The organism is Microvirga sp. P4_A5 (genome assembly GCF_056402495.1).
Genome location: NZ_JBFUHH010000013.1, coordinates 57862 through 65017 on the forward strand (window position 1 = coordinate 57862; position 7156 = coordinate 65017).

9 protein-coding genes are annotated in these 7156 nt (G+C 62.8%); 1 reads left to right on the forward strand and 8 read right to left on the reverse strand.

Going from position 1 to position 7156, the window contains the following annotated elements; all coding sequences use genetic code 11:
* The 5 genes from pheS to AC1DVM_RS06625 all read right to left on the reverse strand — a co-directional run bounded on the left by pheS (position 1) and on the right by AC1DVM_RS06625 (position 3985).
* Entirely contained in the window at positions 1 to 1083 is a 1083-nt protein-coding gene (pheS, locus tag AC1DVM_RS06605) for a phenylalanine--tRNA ligase subunit alpha (RefSeq protein WP_477253042.1), read from the reverse strand.
* Between the two features lie 175 nt (positions 1084 to 1258).
* Complete coding sequence (rplT, locus tag AC1DVM_RS06610) at positions 1259 to 1630, reverse strand: 50S ribosomal protein L20 (protein ID WP_477253043.1); 372 nt, start codon at positions 1628 to 1630, stop codon at positions 1259 to 1261.
* Between the two features lie 49 nt (positions 1631 to 1679).
* Positions 1680 to 1880, reverse strand: coding sequence for a 50S ribosomal protein L35 (gene rpmI / locus AC1DVM_RS06615; protein ID WP_477253044.1), 201 nt, complete (start codon positions 1878 to 1880; stop codon positions 1680 to 1682).
* A gap of 206 nt (positions 1881 to 2086) precedes the next feature.
* Positions 2087 to 2608, reverse strand: a complete 522-nt coding sequence (gene infC, locus AC1DVM_RS06620) for a translation initiation factor IF-3 (protein WP_477253045.1) — start codon at positions 2606 to 2608, stop codon at positions 2087 to 2089.
* Positions 2609 to 2740: 132 nt separating this feature from the next.
* Positions 2741 to 3985 (reverse strand): glycosyltransferase family 4 protein, encoded by a 1245-nt coding sequence (locus tag AC1DVM_RS06625; protein ID WP_477253046.1) that lies wholly within the window; start codon positions 3983 to 3985, stop codon positions 2741 to 2743.
* A gap of 182 nt (positions 3986 to 4167) precedes the next feature.
* Between AC1DVM_RS06625 and AC1DVM_RS06630 the strand changes: the two genes are divergently transcribed.
* Complete coding sequence (locus AC1DVM_RS06630) at positions 4168 to 4926, forward strand: alpha/beta hydrolase (protein ID WP_477253047.1); 759 nt, start codon at positions 4168 to 4170, stop codon at positions 4924 to 4926.
* An 11-nt stretch (positions 4927 to 4937) separates the two neighbouring features.
* On the opposite strand, the gene AC1DVM_RS06635 is transcribed toward AC1DVM_RS06630, so the two are convergent.
* The 3 genes from AC1DVM_RS06635 to argH all read right to left on the reverse strand — a co-directional run.
* Positions 4938 to 5204, reverse strand: a complete 267-nt coding sequence (locus tag AC1DVM_RS06635) for a BQ00720 family protein (protein ID WP_477253048.1) — start codon at positions 5202 to 5204, stop codon at positions 4938 to 4940.
* Between the two features lie 22 nt (positions 5205 to 5226).
* Positions 5227 to 5661: an Hsp20 family protein gene (locus AC1DVM_RS06640; RefSeq protein WP_477253050.1), complete on the reverse strand. Its 435-nt coding sequence runs from the start codon at positions 5659 to 5661 to the stop codon at positions 5227 to 5229.
* Positions 5662 to 5798: 137 nt separating this feature from the next.
* The coding region (gene argH, locus AC1DVM_RS06645; protein WP_477253052.1) for an argininosuccinate lyase at positions 5799 to 7156 on the reverse strand (1358 nt) is incomplete at its 5' end.

Below are 7156 nucleotides of genomic sequence, written 5' to 3' on the forward strand. Positions count from 1 at the left end.
TTAGGACGTGAGGCCGCCGACGAGCGACGGGATGTCGAGCGGACGGAATCCGTAATGATTGAGCCAGCGCACATCCGCCTCGAAGAACGGGCGAAGATCCGGCATGCCGTATTTCAGCATGGCGATGCGGTCGATTCCCATGCCCCAGGCGAAACCCTGGACCTTGTCGGGATCGAGACCGCAATTGCGCAGGACGTTCGGGTGGACCATCCCGCAACCGAGGATTTCCAACCAATCCTCCCCCTCGCCGAACCGGATTTCGCCGCCCTTGCGCGAGCATTGAATGTCGACTTCGGCCGACGGCTCGGTGAAGGGGAAGAAGGACGGCCGGAACCGCATCTTGACCTGCTCGACCTCGAAGAAGGCCTTGCAGAATTCCTCAAGCACCCACTTCATGTGGGCAATATTGGCCTGCGTGTCGATCACTAGGCCTTCGAGCTGATGGAACATCGGCGTGTGGGTCTGGTCGGAATCATGGCGATAGGTCCGGCCCGGAATGACGATGCGGATCGGCGGCGCCTTCGACGTCATGGTGCGGATCTGAACGGGCGAGGTGTGCGTGCGCAGCACCTTGCGTTCGCCTTTCTCGTCCGGCGCCAGGAAGAACGTATCGTGCATTTCGCGAGCGGGATGCCCGACGGGAAAGTTGAGCGCCGTGAAATTCAGGTAGTCGGTTTCGATATCCGGCCCCTCTGCGACGGAGAAACCCATATCGGAGAAGATCGCGGTGATTTCCTCGATGACCTGACTGATCGGATGGATGCGCCCGCGCACTTCCGGTGCATCCTGCACGGGCAGCGATACGTCGATGCGCTCGGCCAGAAGACGTGCATCGAGCGCCGCGGAGGCGAGAACCTCCTTGCGCGCCGCGATGGCGGTCTGGACCGCGTCCCGCAGGCCGTTGATGAGCGGCCCGCGTTCCTTGCGCTCTTCGGGGGACATGGACCCCAGCGTCTTGAGCAATTCGGATACGGAGCCCTTCTTTCCGAGCGCGGCAACGCGCACGGCGTCGAGAGCCGCCTCGTCGCCGGCAGCGTCCACCTGGGCGATCAGGTCACGTTCGAGTTGGGTGAGATCGGTCATCGTCCCTTGCCAGAATTCAAGCGCTTATGGGGCGCGGCGCGGGGACCGTCAGGCCTCCCGACCCGCAAAAATGCATTCGACAGCATGATATGCCGTCGGTGCGGGTGGTCTCGGAGGCGGAAAGAGTCAGAAGGCGGCGCGACTGACGTATCAGTCGCGCCAGAGCCAGGATGTCTTAGGCAGCCGCCTGCTGGGGCAGCGAAGCCTTGGCGCGCTCCACATAGGCGGCGAAAGCCGCCGGCTCGTGGATGGCCATTTCGGACAGAACCTTGCGATCGACCTCGATTCCGGCCTTGCCGAGACCATCGATAAATCGCGAATAGGTCAGGCCATGCTCGCGAACCGCCGCGTTGAGACGCTGGATCCAGAGAGCGCGGAAGGTGCGCTTCTTGTTCTTACGGTCGCGGTAAGCATATTGCATGCTCTTCTCGACCGCCTGCTTGGCGATGCGGATGGTATTCTTGCGACGGCCGTAAAAGCCCTTGGCGGCCTTCAGAACCTTCTTGTGCTTGGCGTGACTGGTCACGCCCCGTTTGACACGGGCCATAGGTGAACTCCTTCAAAATCTGGCAGAATCTGGGATGACGAAGCCTGTCTCAGCCGTTAGGCAGGAAGTACTTCTTGACGTTGTAACCGTCGGTCTTGAACAGGACATTGGTCCCACGCAGATTCCGGATCTGCTTGTTCGTCCGCTTGATCATCCCGTGCTGCTTGCCGGCTTGGGCGTAGACAACCTTGCCGGTGCCCGTGATCTTGAAGCGCTTCTTGGCGCCCGATTTGGTCTTCAGCTTGGGCATTTTGCTCTCCTTGGGACAAGGCCAGGAGGGCGGCGAACCGCCTACATGGCCTTTTTGATGCTGCTATGAGCACAACAAACCGCCACGGCAGCCCTTGATGAGCCGGGCGGTTCGATGAAGCCGGGCTTATGGCAGAGGAGGACCGGAAAAGCAATGGCCGCCGGTTGCCCGACGGCCAAGAATTCTGAACGGGATTTCGTGAGGGTCTAGCGTGGCGCCATGACCATGACGACCTGACGGCCCTCGAAATTGGGCTCCATCTCGACCTTGGCGATCTCGTTCACGTCCGCCTTCACCCGATCCAAGACCTTGAGGCCGAGATCCTGGTGGGCCATTTCGCGGCCGCGGAAGCGGAGCGTGACCTTGACCTTGTTGCCTTCTTCGAAGAAGCCGCGCATGGCCTTCATCTTCACGTCGTAATCGTGATCGTCGATGCCGGGACGCAGTTTGACTTCCTTGACCTCGACGGTCTTCTGCTTCTTGCGGGCTTCCGAGGCTTTCTTCTGCTCGAGGAAGCGGTACTTGCCGTAATCCAGGATTTTGCAGACGGGCGGGGTGGCGTTCGGCGAGATCTCCACGAGGTCGAGTCCGGCGTCCTCCGCGATGCGCATTGCATCGAAAAAGGGCATGACGCCACGATTCTGACCTGTATCATCGATCAACTGCACGTCGCGGACACCGCGAATATCTCTGTTGGCGCGCGGTCCGTCCTTCTGCGGCACCGGCATGGCTCTCATTGGTCTGCGAATGGCTCGTATCTCCTGTTGAGCGGGGGTCGGAGTTGGGGGCGCATAGGCACTCCCGCCGATTCCTGACCGGTTCCGCGAATGATCCGACATTTCGCGCAAAAGCGCGCGAAGTCAACTCGTTCTGCGCGGAAAACGGCCCTCCAGCAGGGCGGCATAGAGGTCAAGCGTGCTTGTGACCATCCGCTCCAGCGAGAAGTTTTCTTCCACGTGACGCTTCGCCCTCCCCCCCAAGGCGATCCGGGCACTGGCGCCCAGAGCAAGGGCGCCGCCGATGGCGTCCGCCAGCGCGCCCGCGTCGCCTGGCGGGATCCGCCATCCGGTTCGCTCCTGAGGCGGCACCAGCGGCGGGGCAAGTACTGTCTCGGGGACGGCGCCGAGATCGGACACCACCACCGGCGTGCCCATGGCCTGCGCCTCAACGGCGGACCGCCCAAAGGCCTCGGGCTCGGTCGACGGCACGGTCACGACCGACGCCGCCAGAAACGCCGCGGGCATATCCGTGCAATGCCCCACCCGGCGAACGATGCCCTTCAGCTTCCGTGCTTCGATCAGTGCGTCGAGATCCTTCACATAGGAATCCCTGCCCTGCGGATCGCCGGCGAGAATATAGGCCACGTCGGAAATTCCGGCATCCCGCAGCTTGGCCGCCGCCTCGACCAGCACCTTCTGGCCTTTCCAGCCGGTCAGTCGGGCTGCCAGAAGCACGATCCGCTCATGCGGCGCGACATTCCACGACTTGCGGAGATTTTCGACCCGTTCGGGGCTGACCGCCGACGGGCTGAAGACCGAAAAGTCGGTTCCCCGGTGGATGACCCGCACCCGTTCCGCTGCCTGCGGGTACAGCGAGCGGATCAGGTCGCCGGTGTAATGCGAGTTGGCGATCACCACATCACCACGGGACATCACCGAATTATACAGAACCTTGACCGACGAGCGCCCCGCGTAACTGCCGTGGTACGTGGTCACGAAAGGAATGTTCAGCGACCGCGCGGCTCCCAAAGCCACCCAGGCGGGCGCACGTGAACGGGCATGAATCAGCGAAACCTTCTCGCGGTGGCAGATGCGGGCAAGCCGTCGCACGTTGATCAGCATCGAGAATGGATTTTTGGTGGCGGCCGGAAAGGGGATCCAGACGCCCCCCTTGGCCTGCAATTCGCCGACGAGCCTGCCGCCCTCCGTCGCGACCAGCGCGCGGGCGCCCGCATGCGCGAGGCCATCGGCAATGTCGACGGCGGTGCGCTCCGCGCCACCGGCCTCGAGTTCGGGAATGATCTGGAGGATTGTCCGACCCGCCAGCGGATGGAGGCTGGAAGCGGGGAAAGAGGGCCCTCCCCCGGGTCGCGTTGAAAAACTCACCGATGTAAGAGCCTTGTTGGAGACAGATTGCAGAACGTCACGTTAGAGCACGATGCCGAAAAGTGTGGAGCGGTTTTCGGGCGATATCATGCTCCGGTTCATGGGGTCGATCATTTTCATGAGTTTGAGYCGATTCGGCTTAGCCTCATCCTGATCGGCAAGCAGTTGAGGATAAGTTAACCATGCGGCAAACCCTGACGATCGGCCATGGCGCGGAGGCCCGCTTGATCGCCATGCTCACGCAGGAAGGCACTGGGTCACCGGTGATCTGGCTTGGCGGCTATAAATCGGACATGCGTTCGATAAAGGCCGAAACCTTGGCGGCGTGGGCGGAACGGAGCAATCGGCCGTTCGTGCGGTTCGACTATTCGGGCCACGGCGAATCCGAGGGTCGCTTCGAGGAGGGCACGATCTCGCGCTGGCTCGAAGACAGCCTCGGCGTCATCGAGCGTTATGCTTCTGAAAAGCCGATCCTCGTCGGGTCTTCCATGGGCGGCTGGATTTCGCTTCTGGCTGCGAGGCGTCTTGCCGAACAGGGGAAGCCAGCACCGGGCGGGATGGTTCTGATCGCGCCCGCGATCGATTTCACCGAGCGGCTGATGTGGGACAGGTTTCCCGAGGCCATCAAGCGGTCGATTGCCGAGACGGGTGTCTTTCACCGGGAATCCGAGTACTCGAGCGAACCCTATCCGATCACCATGAGGCTCATCGAGGACGGGCGACTGCATCTTCTCTTCGATGCTCCGATCCAGACGGGTTGCCCGGTCCATATCCTGCAGGGCATGGAAGACCCGGACGTCCCGTGGACCCACGCCATGCGCCTTGTCGAGCACCTGCCCGGCGACAACGTTTCGCTGACCTTAATCAAGGATGGCGATCACCGGCTCTCGCGCCCGGAGGATCTCGATCGCCTGATTGCCGCCATCGAGGCAATGGGTTGAGGGGGGTGAGCCTAGTGGAGGCTCACCGTCTCCAGATCATGAGCCCACGCATTGGCAACCGCCRCATCCCGGCTGTCGGTCAGAACGATGGGTTCGCCGCTGGCGGACAAGAGGGCGAAAAGCTGCAGGCCGGGCTCGATCTTGGGTGCCTGGGGAAACAACCGGGCCACGTCGTCCGACAGCATCGGGCGCACGTAGGCCATCTGGCCCTCGCCCAGGGAGGCGAGTTCGACTGGATTGAACGGCGTTTCGACGGGTGTTTTGGAATACACGTTCATCATACTCTCCTACGCAACGAGGTCAGGTGCCATCAGGCGACGCAATGACGATCTTGCGGACGATCCGGTCCGGCTCAGGCCGGACGAGATCGATGGACAAGAGGCCATTGGCCAGATCGGCGCCCATCACCTCCATGCCTTCGGCGAGGAGAAATGCGCGCTGAAACTGACGGGCGGCGATGCCGCGATGCAGAAAATGCCTCGTCTTGTCGTCGATCTGACGACCCCGGACTACGAGCTGGCTTTCCTCGAGCGTCACCTCGAGCTGGTCGCGGGTGAAACCTGCTACCGCCAGTGTAATTCTGAGACGCTCGGGATCGTCAGGCGTGCGCGCCAAGCGCTCGATATTGTAGGGCGGATAGCCGTCCCCGCCGGCTTTGGCGACGCGGTCGAGCGCTTGCTCGATCTCGTCGAATCCCAGCAGAAATGGGTGCCCGAAGGGCGATTGGCGCGTCATGTTCGAAGCCCGAGGTTAGAGGCACTTCGTTGATTTGAGCCCGCTTATGCGGCACTCAGGCGACCCTTTCGGGCACTGACAGGCATATGGTGGCCGAAACTCGGCCGATCAAGAGGCCGAGCTTCCGGCCTGCCGCCCTAGAGGTGGTTCTGCCACCAGGCAATCTGATCGGCCACATTGACCGGCGCGGTCCCGCCGAAGCTGGTCCTCGAACGGACCGAATTCTCCACGCCCAGCACGCCGTAGATGCCCTGGTGAATGCGCGGCTCGACGGCCTGCATGGCATCCAGCGGCAATTCCTCGAGCGTGCAGCCCCGCTTCTCCGCCTCGGACACGATGCGGCCGGTGATGTGGTGGGCATCGCGGAATGGGATGTTGAGGTCCCTGACGAGCCAGTCGGCGAGATCCGTGGCGGTCGAGAAGCCGGCCCCGGCGACCGCCGCCATGCGGGCTGGCACCGGCTCCAGGTCCTGGATCATCCCCGTCATGGCGGCGAGCACGATCTCGATCGTGTCAGCCGCGTCGAAAAGCTGTTCCTTATCTTCCTGCATATCCTTGGAATAGGTCAGGGGGAGACCCTTCATGACGGTCAGGAGCGCCACCAGCGAACCGATCACCCGGCCGGTCTTGCCGCGCACCAGTTCGGCGGCGTCCGGATTGCGCTTCTGCGGCATCATGCTGGAGCCGGTCGTCCAGCGGTCGGGCAGGCGCACGAAGCCGAAGGGCGCCGACATCCAGATGATGATTTCCTCGGCAAGGCGGGACAGATGCATGGCCGCGATGGCGGCCGCGGACAGGAACTCCAGAAGACTGTCGCGATCCGACACGGAATCGAGCGAATTGCGGGTCGGACCGTCGAAACCGAGGGCCTTTGCAGTCTGATGCCGGTCGATGGGGAAGGAGGTTCCGGCGAGCGCGCCCGCCCCCAGCGGGCATTCGTTGAGGCGTCTGCGGGAATCGCGGATGCGGCCGCGGTCGCGGGCAAACATTTCCACATAGGCCATCAGGTGATGGCCGAAGGTGACCGGCTGGGCGCTCTGAAGATGGGTGAAACCGGGCATCACGGTTGCCGCATGAGGCTCGGCCTTGGCCAGAAGAGCCCTCATCAGGGCGGTCAGCTGCTCGTCCGTCCTGTCATGGGCGTCGCGGACCCAGAGACGAATATCGACCGCCACCTGGTCGTTGCGGCTGCGCGCCGTGTGAAGCCGGGCCGCCGGCTCCCCGACGATCTCCCGCAATCGGCTTTCGACATTCATGTGAATGTCTTCGAGGGCCGTCGAAAAGGTGAACGCCCCACCCTCGATCTCGCCCAGAACCCGCTGAAGGCCGGCGTGGATCGCGGCCCTGTCGTCCTGCGTGATGATACCCTGCTGCGCCAGCATGGCGCTGTGCGCGAGAGAGCCCTGGATGTCCTGGGAGGCGAGGCGCTTGTCGAAGCCGATGGAGGCGTTGATGGCTTCCATGAGCGCGCTTGGGATCGACGAAAAACGTCCAC